Source organism: Mycobacterium toneyamaense, assembly GCF_055384815.1.
On sequence record NZ_AP040333.1, the window covers coordinates 4,958,459 to 4,979,978 of the forward strand.

Annotated in this window: 19 protein-coding genes; 3 read left to right on the top strand and 16 right to left on the bottom strand. The window is 69.5% G+C overall.

From position 1 onward, the window contains the following. The first annotated feature begins 7 nt into the window (after window positions 1-7). Window positions 8-283, top strand: a complete 276-nt coding sequence (locus ACZ5IQ_RS23950) for a hypothetical protein (protein WP_212807001.1) — start codon at window positions 8-10, stop codon at window positions 281-283. Between the two features lie 148 nt (window positions 284-431). Here ACZ5IQ_RS23950 and ACZ5IQ_RS23955 read toward each other — a convergent pair whose 3' ends face one another. Then, window positions 432-1,559 (bottom strand): glycosyltransferase family 4 protein, encoded by a 1,128-nt coding sequence (locus ACZ5IQ_RS23955; RefSeq protein WP_212807002.1) that lies wholly within the window; start codon window positions 1,557-1,559, stop codon window positions 432-434. A gap of 122 nt (window positions 1,560-1,681) precedes the next feature. Between ACZ5IQ_RS23955 and ACZ5IQ_RS23960 the strand changes: the two genes are divergently transcribed. Then, entirely contained in the window at window positions 1,682-2,365 is a 684-nt protein-coding gene (locus ACZ5IQ_RS23960; protein ID WP_212807003.1) for a DsbA family protein, read from the top strand. On the opposite strand, the gene ACZ5IQ_RS23965 is transcribed toward ACZ5IQ_RS23960, so the two are convergent. The 12 genes from ACZ5IQ_RS23965 to ACZ5IQ_RS24020 form a co-directional block, all read right to left on the bottom strand. Further along, the gene (locus tag ACZ5IQ_RS23965; RefSeq protein WP_212807004.1) at window positions 2,362-2,865 is read right to left on the bottom strand and encodes a DUF3592 domain-containing protein; all 504 of its coding nucleotides are present in this window, start codon (window positions 2,863-2,865) and stop codon (window positions 2,362-2,364) included. The two genes, ACZ5IQ_RS23960 and ACZ5IQ_RS23965, sit on opposite strands and share 4 nt — an antisense overlap. Continuing rightward, complete coding sequence (menD, locus tag ACZ5IQ_RS23970; RefSeq protein WP_464480379.1) at window positions 2,862-4,511, bottom strand: 2-succinyl-5-enolpyruvyl-6-hydroxy-3-cyclohexene-1-carboxylic-acid synthase; 1,650 nt, start codon at window positions 4,509-4,511, stop codon at window positions 2,862-2,864. Before menD ends, ACZ5IQ_RS23965 begins: the two co-directional genes overlap by 4 nt. Window positions 4,512-4,523: 12 nt before the next feature. Further along, window positions 4,524-5,309, bottom strand: a complete 786-nt coding sequence (locus ACZ5IQ_RS23975; RefSeq protein WP_212807006.1) for an alpha/beta fold hydrolase — start codon at window positions 5,307-5,309, stop codon at window positions 4,524-4,526. A gap of 78 nt (window positions 5,310-5,387) precedes the next feature. Then, window positions 5,388-6,101, bottom strand: coding sequence for a DJ-1/PfpI family protein (locus tag ACZ5IQ_RS23980; RefSeq protein WP_406801505.1), 714 nt, complete (start codon window positions 6,099-6,101; stop codon window positions 5,388-5,390). Between the two features lie 9 nt (window positions 6,102-6,110). Beyond that, window positions 6,111-7,106 (bottom strand): GlxA family transcriptional regulator, encoded by a 996-nt coding sequence (locus ACZ5IQ_RS23985; protein ID WP_318985703.1) that lies wholly within the window; start codon window positions 7,104-7,106, stop codon window positions 6,111-6,113. 74 nt (window positions 7,107-7,180) lie between these two features. After that, complete coding sequence (locus tag ACZ5IQ_RS23990) at window positions 7,181-7,507, bottom strand: heavy-metal-associated domain-containing protein (protein WP_318985702.1); 327 nt, start codon at window positions 7,505-7,507, stop codon at window positions 7,181-7,183. Next, the gene (locus ACZ5IQ_RS23995; protein WP_464480380.1) at window positions 7,504-11,622 is read right to left on the bottom strand and encodes an AMP-binding protein; all 4,119 of its coding nucleotides are present in this window, start codon (window positions 11,620-11,622) and stop codon (window positions 7,504-7,506) included. The genes ACZ5IQ_RS23990 and ACZ5IQ_RS23995 overlap by 4 nt, the downstream gene beginning before the upstream one ends. Then, window positions 11,609-11,854 (bottom strand): acyl carrier protein, encoded by a 246-nt coding sequence (locus ACZ5IQ_RS24000; protein ID WP_464480381.1) that lies wholly within the window; start codon window positions 11,852-11,854, stop codon window positions 11,609-11,611. The genes ACZ5IQ_RS23995 and ACZ5IQ_RS24000 overlap by 14 nt, the downstream gene beginning before the upstream one ends. After that, window positions 11,847-13,349: a fatty acid--CoA ligase FadD10 gene (gene fadD10, locus ACZ5IQ_RS24005; RefSeq protein ID WP_464480382.1), complete on the bottom strand. Its 1,503-nt coding sequence runs from the start codon at window positions 13,347-13,349 to the stop codon at window positions 11,847-11,849. The genes ACZ5IQ_RS24000 and fadD10 overlap by 8 nt, the downstream gene beginning before the upstream one ends. Next, on the bottom strand, window positions 13,346-13,891 hold the full coding sequence (locus tag ACZ5IQ_RS24010) for an FcoT family thioesterase (protein ID WP_464480383.1): 546 nt from the start codon (window positions 13,889-13,891) through the stop codon (window positions 13,346-13,348). The genes fadD10 and ACZ5IQ_RS24010 overlap by 4 nt, the downstream gene beginning before the upstream one ends. Beyond that, window positions 13,888-14,757: a (3R)-3-[(carboxymethyl)amino]fatty acid oxygenase/decarboxylase gene (scoE, locus tag ACZ5IQ_RS24015; RefSeq protein ID WP_464480384.1), complete on the bottom strand. Its 870-nt coding sequence runs from the start codon at window positions 14,755-14,757 to the stop codon at window positions 13,888-13,890. The genes ACZ5IQ_RS24010 and scoE overlap by 4 nt, the downstream gene beginning before the upstream one ends. A 148-nt stretch (window positions 14,758-14,905) precedes the next feature. Beyond that, the gene (locus ACZ5IQ_RS24020; RefSeq protein WP_464480385.1) at window positions 14,906-16,363 is read right to left on the bottom strand and encodes a PPE family protein; all 1,458 of its coding nucleotides are present in this window, start codon (window positions 16,361-16,363) and stop codon (window positions 14,906-14,908) included. Between the two features lie 140 nt (window positions 16,364-16,503). Here ACZ5IQ_RS24020 and ACZ5IQ_RS24025 point away from each other — a divergent pair, with 140 nt between their 5' ends. Next, a complete protein-coding gene (locus ACZ5IQ_RS24025; protein ID WP_212807015.1) occupies window positions 16,504-17,313 on the top strand; it encodes a class I SAM-dependent methyltransferase in 810 nt (269 codons plus the stop codon). Here ACZ5IQ_RS24025 and ACZ5IQ_RS24030 read toward each other — a convergent pair. Genes ACZ5IQ_RS24030 through ACZ5IQ_RS24040 form a run of 3 tightly spaced genes read right to left on the bottom strand, consistent with a single transcriptional unit; the run spans window position 17,306 to window position 21,518 of the window. Then, complete coding sequence (locus ACZ5IQ_RS24030) at window positions 17,306-18,289, bottom strand: o-succinylbenzoate synthase (protein WP_464480386.1); 984 nt, start codon at window positions 18,287-18,289, stop codon at window positions 17,306-17,308. The two genes, ACZ5IQ_RS24025 and ACZ5IQ_RS24030, sit on opposite strands and share 8 nt — an antisense overlap. Window positions 18,290-18,303: 14 nt before the next feature. Beyond that, entirely contained in the window at window positions 18,304-19,878 is a 1,575-nt protein-coding gene (locus ACZ5IQ_RS24035; protein WP_464480387.1) for a long-chain-fatty-acid--CoA ligase, read from the bottom strand. Window positions 19,879-19,907: 29 nt separating this feature from the next. Beyond that, entirely contained in the window at window positions 19,908-21,518 is a 1,611-nt protein-coding gene (locus ACZ5IQ_RS24040) for an amidohydrolase (RefSeq protein ID WP_464480388.1), read from the bottom strand. Between the last annotated feature and the right edge of the window lie 2 nt (window positions 21,519-21,520).

Below are 21,520 nucleotides of genomic sequence, written 5' to 3' on the forward strand. Positions count from 1 at the left end.
GAACTTCATGGCGGGACTGAAATTCGTCCGACGGGACGACGGATTGACCTATGAGTTCGCCGAAGACGGCGAGGCGCACGGGTTTCCGTCGTACAAGCGGGTCGACCTGGACATCTGGTGCCGGCGACTGCCGCACTTCGGGTGGGTGGTGTGCACGGAGCTGGGCGCGGTGTCGAGCCGCCCGTTCGACCACGCGGGGTTCGGCTACCTGCCACCCGAGGGTACGTGGGTGAGCCGCAAGGACGACCGGTCCTACGTGTACGACCTCGTCCACGTGAGCTGAACTCCCGCCGAGCGTGCATGTCTGCGCACGGCACGCCGGTCGACACGTGCAGATTCGTCACTCTCGGTGGCCACGAGCGCGACATTCATACACACCGAATACGGCGTGTCGCAAGCAAACACGCACGCTCGCGGGGAATCAGGCAGCGTCAGGCAGCGAGGGCGCGACGCTCGCCGAGGACGGCGGCGTAGTGGCCGAGCAGTTCGTCGCACACGGCGGGCCAGGTGCGGCCGAGCACGCTGCGGCGGGCGGCGAGCGAGTAGCGGGACCGCTCGGCCAGCAGGTGGTCGACCGCGGCCGGCAGCGACCCCTCGAAATCCGCCACCGGCAAGAGCAATCCGGTGTGCATGGGTGTCACCAGATCACGCGGGCCACCCGCATCCGGCGCGATGACCGGCAGACCTGACGCCATGGCCTCCTGCACCGCCTGACAGAACGTCTCGTGCTCCCCCGGGTGCACGAACACGTCCATGCTGGCGTATGCCGTGGCCAGTTCCCGCCCGTACAGCGCGCCGGTGAAAACCGCTGTCGGCAGCAGCTTTTCGAGCTTGGGTTGATCGATACCCTCGCCGACGACCACGAGCTGCAGATCGTCGCGGCCGGCCAGCGCGGCCAGCCGTTCGACGTGCTTCTCCGGCGCCAGCCGGCCGACGAAACCCACCACCGGCTTGCCCTCGGGCGACCACTGCGCCCGCAGCGCGGCACTGCGCGCCGACGGTGCGAAACCGGTGACGTCGACGCCGCGGCCCCACTTGTACACGCGCGGAATCCGATGGGTGACAAGGTCTTCCATCGTCGCGCTGGACGGCGCGAGGGTCCGGTCGGCGCGCGAGTGCAGGTGCCGGTTCCAGGCCCACGCGGTCTTCGTCATCATGCCGACGCCGTAGCTCTGCGCGAAACCGGCGATGTCGGTCTGGAACACCGCGACGGTCGGGATGCCGAGGAAGCGCGCGGCGTGCAGGCCGCCGTAGCCCAGCAGCGCCGGCGACGCCAGGTGCACGATGTCGGGCCGAAAGTCGCGCAGTACCCGCACCATTCGCGGCCGCGGCACACCCAGCGGCAACGACGTCACCTTCGGGAACATGCGGGACGGGATGCGATGCACGGGCACATCGCCGTGAAAAGTGTCTGCGGGCTTTTCGCCCCGCGGTGTGTCCGGCGCGATCACCAGCGCCTCGTGGCCGTTCCGGTGGAGGTGCTCCAGCACCCGGAGCACCGAATTGGTGACGCCGTTGACATTCGGGAGAAAGGACTCCGCCACGATCGCAACTCGCACACCTGCAGGCTGGCAGCGCAGCCTGACCGTCAGGTGACCGTCAGGGGTACGCGACGCGAAGACACGCACAACTCGGGTACCACCGGTATCGTCTGTCGCACCGGGGTGAGAAAGGGGCCGGCATGCGTCTACCTCGGCTGATCCTCGCTTCGGCCACCGCGCTGGCCCTCCTCGCCGGGTCAACCGGCTGTGGCCGTACCGTCACCGGATCGGCACTCCGGGACCCGGATCTGCCAGGCGTCGCGCTCACCGCGGACGGCTTCGGCATCATCGCCGGCCGCCCCGACGCCCCGGCGCAGATCGAGGTGTACACCGAGCCGCAGTGCACCCACTGCGCCCACCTGCAGGACACCGACGGTCCGGAGCTGAAGAGCCTGATCGCCCTCGGCCTGCTCACCGTCACCTACCGCCCGGTGACGTTCCTGGACACCGAGTACGGCTATTCGGCCAAGGTGGCCAACGCGATGTTCCTGGCCGCCGCGCACGGCACGTCGGCGCCCGCGCTGCAGGCGTACGTCGCGACGCTGTGGGGCCACCAGAACCCGGGCGGGTCGGCACCGTCGGACGGTCAGCTCGCGGGCTGGGCCGCCGACGCCGGCGTCAGCGCCGAGGCCGTGGCCACCATCCAGTTCGGTGAACACGCCGTCGACACCGACGAGATGACGATCACCAACGAGACCCGGCTGCAGGAAATCCGCGACGGCGACGCCGGCACCCCGACGGTGTACGACCTCACCGGCAACACCGTGGTGGACATCCAGGAAGACGGGTGGCTGGCCAAGCTGACCGCCGGCCGGCAGACCTAACCCAGCCGGCGCTGCACGAGCGTCACGATCCAGAGCAGCGCACCGGCGACCAACCAGCCCACCACGGCGATCGACCCGGCCGGGATGACGGCCAGCGACGCGTTGCGGTTCTGCACCCGCACCAGGTCCGGGTTGCTGCGGTCGTACTCGACGTAGATGCGCATCCCGGTCTCCAGCTCGGACGGGTACAGCACCCCCAGCTCGGGCCGGTAGGTGACGCGGTCGGGCGTCACGAACTCGATGGTGGAGCGTCGCGGACCCGCCGAGAGCACCTCCGCGGCCGCCGTGCCCATGTTGTGCTCGATCTGCTGATCGTTGCGCCAGGCGCCGAGCACCAGCAGCACCGACTGCAGGGTCACCAGGCAGCCCATGATCACGATGCCGATCCGGATCCGGCGGATGACGCGCTGCGACCGGGTCTCCTTGCCGTCACCGAAGACCCGCAGAATCAGGTTGTCCCACAACGTGTTCAACCTGCAGCGCAGGGGTTCGGGGATCACGGCGCGGCCTTGATCGCCGCCCGTATCGATGCGTGCAGCGCCCGCAGGGTGGACCGGTCGGCCTTGACCTCCAACACGCGCATCCCCTCGAACGGTTCGCGCAGCGCGGCGGCCAGTCCGTCGGCCTCCACCTGCCGGCACTCGACGTGGTACGCCCGGCACAGGGCCGCGACGTCGACGTCGTGCGGGGTGCCGAAGATGCGCGAGGACACGTCGGAGAAGCGGGGATCGCCCTGCTCCAGCAATTCGAAGATGCCGCCGCCGTTGTCGTTGGAGACCACGATGGTCAGCGCCTTGGGCGTCGGCTCGGTGGGGCCGATCAGCAGGCCCGAGCTGTCGTGGACGAAGGTCAGGTCACCGATGAGCGCGACGGTCCGGCCCGACGTGTGGGCGAGCGCGGCGCCGATCGCCGTCGACACCGTGCCGTCGATGCCGGCGACGCCGCGGTTGGACCGCACCGAGATGCCGTGCGCGTTCAGCCCGACGAGCGCGGCGTCGCGCACCGGGTTGGAGGCGCCGAGCACCAGCTGGTCGCCGGGCTGCAGGCCGTCGGCGACGGCGGCCGCGACGTGCAGACCCGTGGTCAGTTCGTAGGCCGCGAGTTGGTCGCGCACCGCGTGTTCGGCGCGGGTGTTGGCCTCGGCGCACTTCGCGAGCCAGGACGGATCGGGAGTGCCCGAGGTGATGGCCCGCGTGCCGGTGGCCTGCGAGTTGCCGGACACGTCGGGCCAGCGCGGGCCGGTGGTCAGGGCGTAGACGGGGACCGACGGGTCGGCCAGCAGCGCCGATACCGGCCGGTGCAACGTGGGCCGGCCCAGCATGATCACCTGGTGCGGCCGGACCAGCGATAGCGCCAGCGGGTGCAGCGGGTTGTCGGCCGGCGGCGCAGTCGGTTCGGCGACCGTCGGCAGGTGCGCCAGGTTCTCGTGCCGCCCCGCGCCGTGGCCGGCGATGACGACGGTGTCGGCAGTCAGGTCGATCTCGAGGGGCTGGTCGAACGTGACGGGCGGGGTGTAGGTCCACGGCCGGCCGTCGGGGCGGCCCTCCGGGCAATAAGAGGAGCCGTCGACCGTTCCCTCTTTGGCGTCAGGGACCAGCGGCTCCCGCAGCGGGATGTCGAACTGCACGGGTCCGGCGTTGGCCGAGCGAGAACCCTTGGCGGCCACCAGGACCCGGCACGTCGCCGACCGCCACTGCGCGTTGGCCGCGGCGACGTCGGCCGTCGGCTCGGCCAGGCCGAGGCTGATCGTGGCCCGCACCTGGTTGCCGAAGTAACCGAGCTGCTCCATGGTCTGGTTGGCGCCGGTGCCCAGCAGTTCATAGGGCCGGTTGGCGCTCAGCACGATCAGCGGCACGCGGGCGTAGTTGGCCTCGATCACCGCCGGACCGAGGTTCGCCACGGCGGTGCCCGACGTCATCGCGATGCACACAGGTGAGCCGGCCGACACCGCGAGGCCGACGGCCAGGTACCCGGCGGTGCGCTCGTCGATGCGGACATGCAGGCGCAAGCGGCCGGCGCGGTCGGCGTCTGCCAGCGCGAACGCCAGCGGCGCGTTACGCGAACCAGGGCACAGCACCACATCGCGGACGCCGCCGCGAATCAGCTCGTCGACCACGACCCGCGCCTGAATCGTCGACGGGTTCATTGCTACAGCGTGTCACACCGGGTTGGCAGCGAAGAATTCCAACATCGCGGCGTTCACCGCATCGGGACGCTCGATGAAGCCGAGGTGCCCGGCGTCGGGGATTTCCAGGTAGCGGCCCAGCGGAATCGCGTCGGCCACCTCTTTCGACAGGTGCGGCGGCAGCACGACGTCGTCGGCGAACCCGATCACCTGCACGGGCACCGCGATCTGCTGGTAGGCCGGCAGCCGGTTGGTCTCGGGCGCGACGGCCAATTGCGCGCGCAGTCCCGGAGTGGGCTTCGTCGGCCACATGGTGAACATCTCGATCCAGTCCTGGACGGCGCGGTCGTCGTTCAGGGTCTTGGGTGAAAAGTTCTCCAGCAGACGGTTTTTCGCGTCCACCTCAGGCGGCAGCTCGATGCCGGCGGCGAGCAGCGCCCGCTCGGCCTCGCGGAAGAATTTGCGGGCCCGGTCCTCGCGGCCGCGCGTGGCCATCAGCACCGCGGAGGACACCAGCTCGGGGCGGGCGACCATGAGTTCCTGCGCGATGAACGACCCCATCGACACCCCGACGACGCGCACCGGGCCGCCGACGACCTTGTTGATCAACGACGCCGTGTCCGCGACCGCCTGGTCGGTGGAAAAGCCGATGGCGTTCTCCGTGGCGCCGATACCGCGGTTGTCGAACGTGATGCAGCGGAAGCCGGCCCGCTGGAACGCCGGTACCTGGTGCAGGTGCCACGTGCGGCCCGCGCCGCCGCGGCCCGCGATGAACAGCACCGGCTCGCCATTACCGCGCTCGTCATATGCCAGATTCACCCGGCCGAGGTTACTGGACCCGGGATTTGTGCACGATTTTCCGCGGTCGGCGCGGAAAATCGTGCACAAATCCCTAGGTCAGCGGCGGGTTCGGACCTTCTTGAGGGCCTGGTCCCACAGCAGCGCCGTGGTGGCCTTGAGGGCCGTCGGCTTGAGCAGCTCGCGGGACATCAGGGCCGTCGCACTGGCCTTGGTGGCGGCCGAGGCCTTCGACATGTGCCCGGAGTCGAACGGGGGCTGCGGGTCGTATTCCATGGACAGCTGGATGGCCTTGGCCTTGTCCTCGCCGCCGATCTGCGCGGCCAGCCACAGACCGAGATCGATGCCGGCCGAGACACCCGCGCAGGTGACGATGCGGTCGGCCGACTGCACGATGCGCTCGTCGGTGACGGGTTCGACGCCGAACGTGCGCAGCAGTTGCACGGCGGCCCAGTGCGACGTCGCGCGCTTGCCCTTCAGCAGTCCGGAGGCGCCCAGGATCACCGAGCCCGAGCACACCGACGCCGTCCACGTGGTGGTCTCGTGGGCCCGCCGCAGCCACTCCAGCAGCTTCTCGTCGCGCGCGTGCTCCATGGTGCTGAACCCGCCCGGGATGAGGACGATGTCGGGCGACGGGGTCTCGTCGAACGAGTGGGTGGCGCCCACCAGCAGCACCCCGGAGTCGGCGACGATCGGGCCCGGCTCGTGCCAGACGAAGCGGACCTCGGTATCGGGCAGCCAGCGCAACGACTCGTACGGCCCGATGAAGTCGAGGGCCGTGAACCCCGGGTACAGGACGATGGCAACTTGCATTATTGCTCCCTAGCTCGCATTTTCTCTGGTCCTCGCGTGCGCGAAAGTTCTGCGGTACTGGTCGGGTGAAACCCCGACGCGCCGAATGAAACTGCGGCGCAACGTTTCCGCGCTGCCGAAGCCGCAGCGGGCGGCGATGGCGGTGACGGTGTCGTCGGTCTCGGTGAGTTGCCGGCGGGCCGCGTCGGTGCGGACGCGCTCGACGTAGGCCGCGGGCGGCTCCCCCACCTCGGCGGTGAAGGTGCGGGTGAAGTGCCGCGGGCTCATCGCGGCGGCGCGCGCCAGCTCCGGGACACTGTGCGCGCCGCCGGGTTCGGCTTCGATGCGCTCCTGCACGTCGCGGATCGGTTCGCGCTTGGCGCGCGGCATCCAGACCGGCGGCGCGAACTGCGTCTGCCCGCCGGGCCGGCGCAGGTACAGCACCAGCCAGCGAGCGACGTCCTGGGCGACGTCGGTGCCGTAGTCGTCCTCGACGAGGGCCAGCGCCAGGTCGATGCCCGCGGTGACGCCGGCCGCCGTCCACACCTGCTCGGAGCTGCGGACGAAGATCGGATCGGGATCGACGGTGATGCAGGGGAATTCACTGGCGAGCTTGTCCGCCGAGGCCCAGTGGGTCGTGGCCGAGCAGCCGTCGAGCAGGCCGGACTCCGCCGCCAGGAAGGCGCCGTTGCAGACGCTGACGATGCGGCGCGCGTGGGGTGCGGCGGTGCGAATCCAGTCGATGACGGCCGGGTTGGCCCGGGCCTCGTCGACGCCCATGCCGCCGGGCAGCACGATGGTGTCGATGGGCTCGTTGGGGTCAGGCGGCGGCTTGGCGACGAATTCGAGCCCGGTCAGCGTGGTGACGGGACCGCCGTCGGCCGCGGCCAGGACCGGCGCGTAGCCCTCGTCAGCCCGCCCCATCGCGGCCAGCTGCAGCGTGGCTCCCGTGAACACGTCGAAGGGGCCGACCACATCGAGGGCCTGCACCCCGCGGAAGCCGAGCAGCACCACAGATCGCGTCACGCTTCTATCGTGCGACGCCGAGGTCCATGGCGTCTACGCCACGGACCCCACAAATCAGGACATGCCGGCCGGCATTACGCCCGGCCGAACAGGCCGCCCACGAGCCGCTGCAGCGGACCCGGTGCCGAGCTGTCCACCGCGGGCGCGTCGGCACGCGGTGCGGCGCCGTAGCCCACTGCCACCACGGCGTCGCACAGATCAGCAGGGCTGACGTCACGGTCGGTCTCGACGGTGGCGGTCTTGGTGGCGAAGCTGACCGATGCGTGCACGCCGTCGATCTTGTTGAGTGCCTTCTGCACCCGCCGGGAACACATGCCGCACGACATTCCGGTGATGTCGAGATAGACGGCACCGGTGGTCGGTGCCCCGGGCCGGGGTTCGGTCACATCCGTCAAGGTCATTTCCTCACAATCTGATCGGCGCCGAAGACAGTGTCGAGCGGCTGCGGCGTACTGGTGCACTCCGCGATGGATTCGAAATCGATATCGACAGTGGGATATTCGGCGAGGTACTCGGCATACGTGCGGCCGCGCAACCTCGCCCCCAACCCGACCCACGCGTCGAGTACCGCCCAGCGCTGCGGATTTCGGGCGGCCCACACGCTGCGGTCCAGCCGGTCCTTCCACTCCGGGAGATCGATGGCCGGGAACCCGAGGCCGTTGAGAAACGCTGTATAGGGCAGCTTTTCACCGCGTAGCACGGTCATACCGTGGCCCAGCTCCACCGCCGGTGACAGCCCGGGAAGCAGCCCGAGAATGCTGTGCGCGGCGGCCACGCCGGTGGTGACCTCTTCCGTCACCGGCACCACGGGACACGCCCCCAGCGCGGCGCAGGCATCGACCATCGCGACCAGGATGTCCGACGACCGCGCGACTTGACGAGCGTCACCGAGCACCCTGGGCAGGCGCACCACCGAGAAGTCCAGGCCCGCCGCGGCACGGGACACGACCATCTCCGCCAACGACTTCGACGCGGCATAGGGGTACGGCGCATGGCGCGGGTCGGTCACGCGGGACGCCGTCACGTCGGCGTTCACCACGAAGGTCGACAGGTGCACCAACCCGGCGCCGCGCCGCGCACACGCCGCGGCGATCGACGCCACCGCGGAAACGTTGGCCGCCCGCAGCCGGCGGTAGGGCACCAACACATCGGTGTTGCCGATGCAGTTCACCACGGTGCCGGCGCCGACGCCGGCGAGAAGGTCATCGAGTGCTGCGGGGCTCAGGTGCTCGGGTACCCGCACGATGTCGACGCCGTCCACGCGGCGCAGGCCCGTCCACGGATCACCTTCAGGCAGTGGCGATCTCGTGGCGAACACCACGTCGGGACAGTCGAGCCCGGCCCGGGCGCGGTCGAGGATCGCCTGCGCGAACCCGGTACCCAGGATGCCCGAGGCACCCAGGATCACGATGGCCGGTGCGCCGCGACCGGGCCCGCTGGTGGCCGGTAGGCAGTCCCTCCGTGCCGCCGCCAGGTCGTCTGCGATCTCGGCCGCGGTCTCCTCGTCCATCCAGGTGTCGACGTCAGGTCTGCGGCCGACGATATTGATGGCGGAGTCCGCGCCGATCAGATCGAGAATCGACAGCTGCCAGTCCAGGAACCGTCGCGTCTCCGGCAGGATGCGGATCAGGTCCAGTGAACCGATGCCCTCGTCCAGCAGGGACGCGTCCGGCCCGATCGGCCGGCCGAGCCGGCGACTCCACATCCCGGCGAGGACGGCTGCGCGCGGGTCCGCCTCGGTGCCGTCGCGCGGAACCTCCTTCTCCACAACCAGTTTCGCGCGGTCGACTTTTCCGTTGGGCCGGCGTGGGATGCTCGGGACGCCGACAACGTGAAATGCCGGTGCCCCATGCGCTCTCGCCAGGTCCTGAATCCTGGCGCGCGCGGCCGGGTCGTCGTTGCCGGTGCGGGTCTGCGGGGTTTGGAACCAGATACCCAGGCCATCGCCCGCCAGTTCCACTGCCGCGTCGGCTATCTCGGGTACCGACGACAACCGGCGCAGCAGTTCGGCGATGTCGAACCGCTTGCCGGCGATCTTGACCACGGCGTCCCGTCGTCCGGCCAGCATGGGGTAGCCCGCGGCGTCTGTCGTCACGCGGTCGCCGGTGGCGAAGGCCCGATGCCGGGAGCCATCGGGCGCCTGGACCGTGCCGAAGCTCGGGCCGTCCAGCCCGAGGTAACCGGCCGACACCAGCTCCCCGACGACGACCACTTCCCCGAATCCGACGAACACCGAGCCCGGCACCAGCGGGCGGCCCAGCCTGGCCGTGGTCTGCGCGGGTTCACCGGCACCGATCGGCAGCTGCGTGACGACCACCGTCGTCTCGGTCGGGCCGTACGTCGAGATCAGGGAGATGCCTTGGCCGGCAGGCACATCCCGCCACTTGTCGACCGCGGCGGGACGGACGGCCTCGCCGCCGATGATCACCTGGCGCAGCGCCGAGCCGCCCAGCGCTGCCAGTGCCGCGTCGTCCTCGCACAGCAGATGCCAGACCGCGGTGGGCAGGTCGAGCACGGTGGCGAGGTGCGCCGCGACATCGCGCGTCAGCGCGGGCAGGTCACCGGCGCGCATCGCGACCGACCGGACCACCCGCGCGCCACACGACAGCGCGCCGAACACCTCCTCCACACTGATGTCCGACGTCAGCGGAGCGCACTGCAGGATTGTGTCGGCCGGCCCCCAGCCGTAGGCATCCCGCACCGCGGCGCAGAAGATAGCCAGCGAACCATGCGTCACCGGAACAAGTTTCGGTTGCCCCGTCGAGCCCGACGTGGGCATCACATACGCGAGCCGGGAGCCCAGGCCCTGGTCGCGCATGACCTGGCCGATGCGGTCGTCCACGAGTTGTCCTGTCGTGCCGTCCACCTCGGCAACCGGTGTGGTGAGGTCGACCGCGTGCGCACGGGTGCCGCAATGCTCGGCAATGACGCTGACCCGCGACTCCACCTCGCCGGGTGTCGCGCAGACGCTGTAACCGCAGCCCGCCAGGTGGCACGCGATCAGCAGCTCCACCGCGCGCTGGGAATCGTCGTCGACGAAGACCAGCACATCGCCCGGATCGACACCGCGGCGGATGATCTCGGCGATCCACTGGTCGACGCCCGGGCTGCGGCACTGGCCGAGATCGGCGTCCAGGAACCAGGCGCGCGCACCGGCGAGTGACGGCGCGGGTACGCCGGAGCCCGCCTCCAGGCGGCCATCGGCGCCGAGCCCCGACCAGTCACCGACGGTCAACGCCATCGGCCGGTCCCAGTGCGCGTCCATCGATCGCAATGCCGCGACGATGCGGCCGGCGACGGCGACAGGTTCAGGGTGATCGTGCCGGGTCCAGATGGCGAAGTCGACGGTGCGCCGCGCCTCGTCGTGGACGCAGGAGACCGTGATCCCTTCCACCGGGCCGATATCGGTGACCACCGGGGGTTCGGACAGGTACGGGCCGAGCTCCGGGGCGGACCGGCCGCGCATGTAGTTGATCGTCAGCGCGTCGACAGGTGCGCCGCTGGTGATCGCGAGATGCATGCGGCGGTACCGCTCTTCCCGAAACCACCGGCGCCGCAGCGCTTTGACATAGCCGCGGTCGATCGCGGTGACGACGTCCCGGACCGCGGCGAAGGGTGCGAACCGAACCGGGTGGGCGACCGAATTCACCAGACAGGTGGCGACATTCAGCTCCGGCGCACCGAAGCGGTTGTCCACCGGGTGCACCAGGAGGGCCTCGGTGCTCTGGCGCAGGCTCGCGTGTACCGCCGCCGCGGCGGCCGCGACCAGGATGTTCAGCGGCACCTGCCGGGCCTCGGCGAGCGCCACGATCTCGTCATAGGCCCGGTCGGCGACTCGGCACGATTCCCACAGCACGCCGCGGCCTGCGGTACCGAGGCCCGCTTCGACAGTGCCCGGCGCGGAACCGCCGCGCAGGGCTTCTTCGGTCAGTTCGCGGCGCACCGCGGCAGCGTGGCGTTCGGTCGCTTCCGCCACTTTGGCGCGTTCGGTGTGGTGCGCCGCGGCGAGCGCCGCCAAACCTGCTGTGGTGCTTGATTTCTGCCCGGCGTCACCGAGATGCCGGGCCAGGCCGGCTTCGATGATTGCGGTCGCCGCGCCGTCGAGCAGGATGTGGTGGGTCTGCGCGTCCATGCCCACCACCTGGCCGTCGACGTCGGTGTGCACGACGTAGCGCACAAGCGGCGTTTCGAGAATGCCGTCCGCCCATGCCTTTTCCAACGCCCCGCCGACAGGGTCGGTCTGCGCTCGCACACTGACGACGTCCGCAACCTGGAGGCGGGCAACAAGAGCCGGGTAGCCGTCACCGGCTGCCGGCGGCTCCAGGACACACAGCTGAATGGGGTTGTCCCGCACCGTCGCTTCCAGCGCGGACAGGAACGTCGCCGGCGCCAGCGGCCGGAACCGGTATCTCTTACCGATCAGATACAGCGCGGGATCGGGGTCCTGCAGCACCCCGTGGTAGATGTTCTGCTGAGAGATGCTCAGCGGAATCCGGCCGTGGTCAGACGCCGCCACGGATGCCCGCCAATTCCCGAACCCAGCCGTCGATCGTCAGCTCCTGCGCCAGCTGCTTAAGCAGATCCGATTCCCGTTCCACCCCAAGGCGTTTCATGAGCAGGACGAACCGCACCGAGTCCAGCCCGAGTTCGCGCAGATCGGTGGCGTCGCCGTCGAACAGGTCGGATTCGTCGATGTAGAGCACGTCGGCGACGGCGGCCAGGACGCGTTCGCGGAGCCCGTCAGCCATGGACCGCCGCTGCCAGTGCGGCGCGAATGACCTTGCCGGACTGCGTCCTGGGTATCTCGGTCACCAGCGTGATGGTCGACGGCCTGGCCATCGATTCCGACTCCGCCCGATAGCGCGCCGCGATGGCCCGCTTGAGCTTGCGGGCCTGACCTTCGTCGAGTTCGCCCGACGGGATCACCGCCAGACCGATCAGGGCACCGAATTCGGTATCGGGGATCTCGAAGCAGGCCGCCGCACCGACGCCGGGGACGCTCTCGGCGATGCGGTCCACCTCGTCGGGTGCGACGTTGACGCCGCCGGAGATGATCATCTCCGATGACCGGCCCTTGATGTAGAAGTACCCGTCCACACCGCGCTCGAAGATGTCGCCGGTGTTCACCCAGCCGTCGACCAGGATGTCAGCGGTGCGCTCGGGATTGTTCCAGTACCCCAGCATGTTTGCCGGTGATTTGATCCACAGGGTGCCCGACTCGGCGCCGTCGCCGTCTAGCCGGACCTCGACTCCCGGGTACGGCCGCCCCACGGCGCCCGCCTCGATCCGGGCGATCGATCCCTCCGATGTCGGCAGACACAGGGCGGTACAACCGGTTTCGCTCAGGCCGAAGACCTGGGCCGTGTGAACGCCTGCCGCTTCGACGAACTGCACATCGGCCGCGATGGCACGCGATCCGCCGTAGCCGATCATGCGCAGTGGCGGCAGCGCCGCCCCGGCCCTGACCTCCGACACCAGTCGCGTCAGCAGGGTGGGCACCAGACAGGTCGAGGCGATCTGGTTGACGTTGAGAATCTCGGCCAGCGAGGCGGAATTCTCACCGCCGGTGACACATTCACTGCCGTGCATCAGGCAGTTCAGGATCCACCACAGTCCGCCGATGTGGCTGGCGGGCAGCGGCGAGTAGGTGGCTTCGCCGGCAACCCAGCTGATCCAGGTCAGGTTCTCGCGCGCCAGGATGTCGGCGACGGCGAAGAACGTTCGGTTGGCCAGCAGCACGGCTTTCGGTTCACCAGTGGTCCCGCTGGTGAAGATCATCGCCAGCGGATCGTCGGCGCCCAGTTCCGGCGGTGCGACGGCGGGCGCGGCGTCGCCGTGCCCGGCGACCTCGGTGGCGTCGACGGCGATCACCGGGATGGCGCTCAGCGTGTTTGGCAGCGCCGCCGGGTCGGCTCCCGGGGTCAGCAGCATCGCACCGGGGCCGGTGATCTCACCGAAGCGTGCGACCGTCGCGGCCGGGACAGCACGGTCCACCAGCACGGCGACGGCACCGAGCTGCGCGCAGGCCAGCACCGCGACGTAGGTCTCGGGACCGTTGTCGGACATCACGAATACCCGGTGGCCACGGCAAACCCCGCACTCCCGCAGCTCGCCCGCCAGCCGGTTCACCACGGCGGGGAGTTGGCCGTAGGTGACGGCGCTCGTCCCGTCGCAGCGCCGCAACGCGATGGCCTGCGGGTGCTGCCGCGCCTGCGCGAGCACCCGTCCCAGTACGGTGCTCACGGGATGTTGAGGACCGCGAGTTCGAACTCGCCGAATGCCGATCCGCCGTGGTCATCGTGGAACTCGATGGCGCACGGGACTTTCAGATACCGCCAGGTCCGCTCGACGACCTCGATACCTTCGCACGTCAGCCGCGCGGAGAACTTGCGCGCATCGATCTGCCGCTTGTAGCGCGACGCCGTCGACCGGATCAGCATGCTGGACAACTGGTTCTCGAAATAGTCGTCGAGCGACCACCCCCGGAACCCATCGATCTCGCCGTGGCGGACGGCCGGCGCGAACGCGGAGTAGGCGAGCTGGTTGAAGCACAGCACCAGTTCGACGGCGTTGAAATGCCCGGTGCTCCGGATGTAGACCGACTCCGGGATGCTGAAGTTCCCCGTCGCGAACATCGAGTCGCCGGTGGCCAGGTACGTCGCGTCGGTGAGATAACGGCAGCCCTTGTAGGAATAGGGCTCCAGGACTCTGGCCAGCAGCTCCTCCGGAATCTGCTCGGTATCAACCCATTCGGCGACGGTTGCGGTCAACTCGGTGGCGCTCATGCCGCGAACCCCGGCGTCGCCAGGCCGTCGAGCATCGTCAGCCGATACGTCGTCAGCGTCCCTGTCGCGGTGCCGTGCTTCGCCCGATGGATCAGGGCCCGGTTGTCCCACAGGATGATGTCGCCGACCTCGTAGTGCTGCGTATGGATGAACGGGGACGCGAAGTCGGCGTCGAGCTGGCCGGTGGCGGCGAGCAGTTCCTGCAGCACCGAGGGGTCCAGTACCTCGCCGTCGGCGTCTTCGATCTTGCTGGTGCCGGTGGAGCAGATGTAGAGGATTTCCTGGCCGGTGTGCGGGTGCCGGATCACCGTGGGCCACTTGATCGGCGGCGTGGCGCGGTTGATCTCGTCCCACACCTCACCGATCGGCTTGTAGACGTCGCTGGGCCGAATCTTGATGTGGCGCCGCGGATCATGCGTGCTGAAGGTCCCGCGTACCGGCTCCTGCTGCGCCGGGGGCAGGGATTCCCACACCTTGTTGAGATCGATGAAGTACGTGCCGCGGTCGGCGCCCGGCACCGTCAGTGGCATCACCATGGAGAACGCGAACGGTTCCGGCATGAACATGTAATCGATGTGCCAGAACGCACCCGTGCGTGGCACGCCCTGCCCCTCCTCCGTGGAAGAGACGAAGATCTCCGGGTGCTCGTTGTGGTGGTACACGGGCTCGTAGTACGTGACGATCTCACCGAGAATGCGGCCGAGCTCGATGAACTGCGCGGGCGAAGGTTTGACGCCCTTGAGGACGACAAGCTTGTTCTCGTAGACGATTTCGCGGAGCTCGTCGGTGGAGATGTTGCTCAGATTGTCCGGATCGATTCCGACGACCTGGGCTCCGAGCCCGTGTCCCTGCACATTGAGCGTCATCGACGCTGCCTCCCCAAGTTTGCTGCACCGCATCGCGGGGATGTCGAAATCCGTTGCCCCGCAATGCAGAAAGTCGTTCGGTTGTTGTCTTCAATTGATGTAGTCGTCGGCGCATCGAGAAAAGTTCCGCGCCGCTTCACAATTCGCGTCAGCGCTGCTGAGACCCGTCCGCCGCGCCGGAAGCCCAGGTGCCCGGAAGCAGGGGCGCCGGCGGGTTCGCATCGGCCGGCATCCGCTCCACCATCCCGCTGGGTGCGGTGCTCAATGTGGTCACCACACCGGTGAACCCGACCGGCCCGGCACCGTGCGCATTGGCGGAGATGACGGCCGCACCCGGCGAATTGTCGCCGGCACCAGGCAGATCGGCTTTCAGCTCGGGCAGCTCATCGCGATAGCCACGTGCCCCGCGCCGACTTCGACCCACTCGTTTGGCCCGGTCACGGGCGCCGGCCACGGCCCGGGCGGCCGCTGCCGCGCTGACGGTGTCGGTGGTGATATCGGGCGATTCGCTGCCGGGCTCCGGTCCCGGGCCCGACCCGGCGCGCGCCAGCCCGGGCACGGCGTAGACCAGGTTGGACGCGGGGGCGGCACCGCCGGCGCCCGCGGTCGTCGGCGCCGGCGTGGACGGCCCGGAAGCCTGCGGCACACCGACCTGGATACCGGGGACAACCGGGACGGCCTCAGCGCGTGGTGCAGCGGCCGCAGGCTGCCCGACAGCAGGCTCGGCAGGCACCGGTGCCACGTCCATCGCCGGTGGCAGTGGCGATTTCACCAGCGCCAGCGCCGCGAGCGCACTGAGTGCCGGCGCGAAGAACGGGGTCAGCAGCAGTCCATAGGAGGCGTAGTACGGGTACCAGAGCATGTCGTAGAGCGTCAACGCCACCAGGGCCAGCACCGCGGACGTGGCGGGATTGAAGCCCAGCTGCTCGAAGAAGCGTGTGAAGTTCTCGAGCATCTGGTCGATCTGACCGGGCGTACCCAGTTGCGAGAGGAATTGCCACAGGTCGCGCAGCGGTTGGCTCGGCGCGGCGGACAGGTTCGACATCGGCTGCCGGGCTTCACCACCGGGCGCGAGGATGGACGGTGCCGGCTGTGTGGGCGGGACCGCGGCCGTGGCCGATTCGCTCACCGCCTGGTAGACGATCATGGTGTCGGCCGCCTGCACCCACATGCGCGCGTAGTCGGCTTCGTTGAGCGCGATGGGAATCGTGTTGATACCGAAGAAGTTCGTCGCCACCAGGGCGGCATTGGTCACATGGTTGGCAGCCAGTTCGACCAGTGTCGGCATGGTCGCGACAGCGGTGCCGTAGGCAGCGGCCACGGTCTCGTGCTGCGCCGCCGCGGCGCCCGAGGCCAGTGCGGACTCCTCCAACCAGGCCAGATAGGGCACGTGCGCTGCCACGTACTGGACGGCGCTCGGCCCCTCCCAACTACTCCCCTGCACGTCGGTCAAGATGGCCGACAGCTCGGCGGCCGCCTGCCCGTACGCCACGCTCAGCTGTTGCCACTGCGCGGCGGCAGCGAGCAGCGAGCCCGGCCCCGGCCCGGCTGCCAGGAGCGCCGAATGCACTTCCGGCGGTAGCGCCAGCCAAATCGGTGCGGTCACTGTCAGCTAGTCGGGCAGCGCGTCGAGAAAGTTCCCGGCCACCGAAAACTCCTATGCCGCAGCCGGATATCGCGAAACGATGGAAATGCCGTTCCCGGGGCCGGTGCCACCGACGTGATCGGCAGACGTACGGTGGGCCCATGTCAGTCCTCGACGCCCGCCATCTCGACGGGGTATCCGAAACCGCGCTCCTCACCTTGCACCAGCGCGCCACCGAGGCCGCCCGGCCCGACGGCATCATCGACGACCCGATGGCGATCACGCTGCGGGACAGCCTCGATTACGACTATCAGGATTTCGGCCGTACCCATCAGGCCACCGCCCTGCGGGCCCTGGTGTTCGACGCGGCCACCCGCGATTATCTGACCGTCCACCCGCGCGCGACCGTCGTGGCGCTGGCAGAGGGTCTGCAGACCAGCTTCTGGCGCGTGGACAACAGCGAGATGACCTGGCTGTCAGTGGATTTGGCACCGATCATCGCGCTCCGGCAGCAGCTGCTCCCGACGTCCGGCCGGCTGGGGTATCGCGCGCAGTCCGCGCTCGACCACTCGTGGATGGACGCCGTCGACGCTGCCGACGGCGTGCTGATCACCGCCGAAGGCCTCTTCCAGTATCTGACCGAGGACGTCGTCTTCGCTCTCATCGCCGCCTGCGCCGACCGTTTTCCCCACGGGCAGTTGGTCTTTGACAGCGTGCCGCGGTTCCTGAGCGCCTATTCGCAGCGCCGCGGCTTCCGGCTCAGCGCGGACTACACCGTGCCCCCGATGCCGTTCTGGTTCACCGCCGACCAGTACCCGCGGTTGCAGGCCATCCCCGGCGTCCGTGCGGTGCGTGAACTGCGCTATCCGGCCGGCCGCGGCAAGCTCGTGCCGTGGGTCACCCGGCAGTCCTACCGCCGGCCGGCGTTGGCGCGCTTCCGCGCACCGGTGACGCTCGTCGAATTCAGTTGACGGACAACGTCCCCAGCAGCGGATAGCACGCGCGGACACGCTCGATCCACCAGTCCCGGCGCGCCGGGTCGGCCGCCAGGGCCGTCAGCCGGGCCGGGTCCGGCGCCACCGGGCCGACGGGCAGGAACCCGTCGGCCGGCGGTGCCACGTCCGCGACATCGTGCACGAACAAACCGCCGGTGCCCAGGCCGCAGGCGTGGTGCAGCGTCGGCAGGCAGCCGGCCGCGAGGAGCCCGCGCGTCATCCCGACCGCGGAATCCAGCGCACTCGACACCACGATCGGGATGTCGATCTGTGCGGCCACGTCCAACAACCGAGCCACCCCGCCCAGCGGCGCGACCTTGACCACCGCGACGTCGGCCGCGCGCTCGCGGACGACACGCAGCGGGTCCGACGCCTTGCGGATGGACTCGTCGGCCGCCACCGGCACGTCGACCAGCCGCCGCAGTGCGGCCAGTTCGGGCACCGTCGCGCACGGCTGTTCCAGGTACTCGAGGGGCCCCGACGCGGTCAGCGCCCGCGCCGCGGCCGCCGCCTCCGCGACGGTCCAGCCGCCGTTGGCGTCGACCCGCACCACCGGCACCAGGGCGCGGACGGCCTCGACGCGGGCCACGTCGTCGGCCAGCGTCTGTCCCGGTTCGGCCACCTTCACCTTGGCGGTGCGGGCACCCGGGAAGCGGGCCAGCACCTCGGGCACCCGCGCCGCGTCGACGGCGGGCACGGTGGCATTGATGGGGATACGGTCACGCACCGGCGCCTGCGCCGGCCGGTAGGCCGCCTCGATGCCGGACGCGAGCCAGTGCGCCGCCTCGGCCGCGCCGTACTCGACGAACGCGCCGAATTCACCCCAGCCACACGGCCCTTCGATCAGTGCGACTTCACGAACGTCGATGCCACGGAACCGGACCCGCATCGGCAGCGAGACGACGTACAGGCGCTCGAGCAGTTCGTCGAGCGGGGGCGGGGCGGGCGGCACCCCTCCATCGTGCCTCACACGGTGGCGCGGTCCCGACCCTCCCAGTACGGCTTGCGGAGCTCCTTCTTGAGGATTTTGCCGGTGGGGTTGCGCGGCATGTCGTCGACGAAGTCGATGGTCTTCGGACACTTGTAGGCGGCGAGGCGTTCCCGGGCGAAGGCGATGAGGTCGGCGTCCGACACTCCTTCTCCCGAATCCTCGAGCGTCACAACGGCTTTCACTGACTCGCCCCACTTCTCGTCGGGCACGCCGATGATCGCGACCTCGGACACCGCCGGATGCTCGGCGAGCACCCGCTCCACCTCGATGGAGTAGATGTTCTCGCCGCCGGAGATGATCATGTCCTTGAGCCGGTCCTCGACGAAGATGTAGCCGTCGGCGTCGACGCGGCCGATGTCGCCGGTGCGGAACCAGCCGTCGGAGGTGATGGCCTCGGCCGTCGCGTCCGGACGGTTCAGGTATTCCTTCATCAATGTCGGTGTGCGGAACCACAATTCGCCCTGTTCGCCGGCGGGCGCATCTTCGAGGGTCTCCGGGTTGACCACGCGGACCTCGGCTTGGGGAATCAGCACGCCGGCGCTGACCAGGCGCTCCTCGTTGTCGGCGCGGTGGTCCTCGGGCATCAGCCGGCTGACGACGCCGCAGACCTCGGTCAGGCCGTACACCTGGATGAACTCGGTGTCGGGCCACGCCGCCAGGGCCTGGCGCAGCAGCGGCAGCGGCATCGGTGAGGCGCCGTACGCGTACGTCTTCAGCGCGCTGAACAACTTCACCGCGTCCGGGCCGGACTCGAGCACCTTGGCCAGCACGGCCGGCACCAGGAACGTGCGGTTGGCACCGTTGAGGATGCCGCCGGCGAGCGACGCGCCGTCGGCGTCGCGCGTCATGTAGCTCGGCACCCCGTTGTGCAGCCCGTACTGCATGTACGACGAGCCACCGACGTGGAACAGCGGCATCGCCACCAGGTTCTTGTCACCGGCCTCGGCAGTCCAGCCCTCGAAGGCATTGATGGTGTGCGCGATCATGTTGGCCTGCGTGAGCGCGACGCCCTTCGGGCGGCCCGTCGTGCCCGAGGAGTACATGATGATGCAGACGTCGTCGGGCTGGACGTCGGGCGACCGATCCACCGGGGCCGCGCCGGCCAGCAGCGCCTCGTACTCGTCGCCGTCACCACCCTCGGGCGTCACGCTGACGATGTGCTCGACGGCCGTCAGCTTGTCGGTGATCGCATCGACCGCCGGCCGCAGCTCGGCGCCCACGATGAGAACCTTTGCGCCGCAGTCGTTCAGCACGAAGTCCAGCTCGTCAGCGGCGAGCCGGAAGTTGATGATGGCGTTGGCGGCGCCCAGCGACGCCGCGGCCAGCGTCAGCTCGACGCACGCCGGATGGTTCTTGTCCAGGAACGCCACGACGTCGCCGCGTTTGATGCCCCAGGCCTGCAGCGCACCGGCGAGGCGGCGGACCCGGTCGTTCCACTGCGACCACGTCCAGGTCCGACCGAGGTAGGTGATCGCTTCTTCGTCTGGCTTGGTCGCGGCCCAGTGGGCAACACGTTCATCGAGGAATCGGGGTGCCGACAGTTCAGTCATGTGCTGAGCCTGCCACGTCTGCCGCGCGCTCAGTCGGCTTTGGCGTGAACCTGTTGTCCTGCCAGGTAAGTCGCGAGGACTTCCAGGTCAGCGACGTCTTCCGGCGGCACCGTGCGCGGATCGGCGGACAGCACCACCAGATCGGCGTACTTGCCGACTTCCAGCGAACCGATGACATCGTCGGAGAACAGCTGCCAGGCCGCGTCGATGGTCTGCGCGCGGATCGCCTGGTCGACGGTGAGCCGTTCCTGCGGCGCCAGCACGCGGCCGCTCGGGGCGGTCCGGGTGGCCGCGACACTGATGTTGCGCAGCGGCTCCTCGGGCGTCACGGGTGGGTCGTTGTGCAGCGAGATCCGCATGCCGGTCGCGACGGCGGAGCCGGCCGGCATCCACACGTCGCCCTTCTCCGGGCCGAAGAGACCGTCGACGATGACGTCGCCCCAGTAATGGATGTGGTCGACGAACACGCTGCACGTGACGCCGAGATCGTGGGCGCGCTGCAGCTGCGCCGGCGTGATGGCGCCGACGTGCTCGAGCCGCAGCCGGTGATCGTCGCGCGGCCAGCGCTGCAGCGCTTCTTCATACACGTCGAGGATGGTGTCGACGCCGTGGTCGCCGTGCACGTGACAGGCCATCTGCCAGCCCTGCGGGAAGAAGGTGCCGACGATCTCGGCGAGCTGCTCGCGCGTGTAGTTGGCGTGGCCGCACGACCCGGGCACGACACCGATGGTGCGCGTGGCCTCGGTGTCCAGGTACGGGAACGTCAGGTCGATGTTGCCGACCCACGGGGAACCGTCGACCCAGATCTTGATGCCGGCCTGCCGGACCATGTCGTCGCCGTTGTCGGGCGACGCATCGGTGTGCAGCGCCGCGGTGGACATCTCATAGGTGCGCAGCCGCACCGTGAGCTTGTCGCGCATCTGCTCCAGGACCGGCCGGAACATCGGATCGAACGCCATCTCCGAGCACGTCGTCAGACCGGCGCGGTTCAGCCGGGCACATTCGGCGAGCAGCAACGCCGGATAGTCGGCCGGCGACAGCACGCCCGTCACCAGCGGGAAGACGGCGGCGGTCTCCAGCGCGGTGCCGTCGAGTTCGCCGTCGGCGTCGCGGCCGTACTTGGCGCCGTGCGGGTCCGGGGTGTCGCGCGTCAGACCGGCGTTCGCCGCGGCCGCCGAGTTGAAGTACGCCTTGTGTCCCGAGTTGTGCACGATCACCAGCGGGGTGTCGGGCGCCGCCGCGTTCAGCCAGGCCAGCGTCAGCTCGGGCAGCCCTTTCTGCAGCAGCGGGTCCCAGCCGTTCAGGTAGGCGCCCTCGGCGCCGCGGGCGGCGACCTCGGCGTGGATCGCGGCGACGACGTCGGCCGCGTTCGGCATCGTGACCGGCCGGATGTCGACCATGCGGCCACCGAGCACCACGGCCTCCATCAGCGGGTGGCCGTGCGCCTCGACGAAGCCCGGCAGCACGCAGCCGTCGATCTCACGTACCTCGGTGTCGGCACCGATCCACGGCTGCACGTCGGCACGCGCTCCGACGGCGACGATCCGGCCATCGGTGACGGCGAGCGCCTCGGCGGTGGGCCGGCCGGGGTCGACGGTCAGGATGTTTCCGACGATGACGAGGTCCGCAGCGCTGGCCATGA